Source organism: Bacillus sp. B1-WWTP-T-0.5-Post-4 (genome assembly GCF_009183795.1).
GTDB lineage: Bacteria > Bacillota > Bacilli > Bacillales > Bacillaceae_G > Bacillus_A > Bacillus_A cereus.
The window spans coordinates 1-255 of sequence record NZ_WEIJ01000051.1; the positions used below are offsets into that span (position 1 = coordinate 1).

A 255-nucleotide genomic window follows, 5' to 3' on the forward strand; every position below is an offset into this window, starting at 1 on the left:
CGTCGCCTACCCATTTCTGCCCTTTAGGTGATACATAGCCGTCGTGGATATTCTCGAATGCTTCGATCGTCAGGCGCTTCCCTGTCTCGTCAGCTTTACCGATTGGAATAATCGCGGTTGCGATATCGGATCGATCTACTTCTCGCGTTACGCCTGTTAGATCCTTTCCGTACGTGAATCGCTTCCCAGTAACGTTACCGCGTCGCTTAACTAGATGTACGAAACGATCTCGCACTTTCATACCCATAAATGAAA

The 255-nt window shown here is 48.6% G+C and carries 1 protein-coding gene; it reads right to left on the bottom strand.

What is annotated here, in order from left to right:
- The coding region (locus GBN91_RS28670) for a phage tail spike protein (RefSeq protein WP_152122920.1) at positions 1-255 on the bottom strand (255 nt) is incomplete at both ends.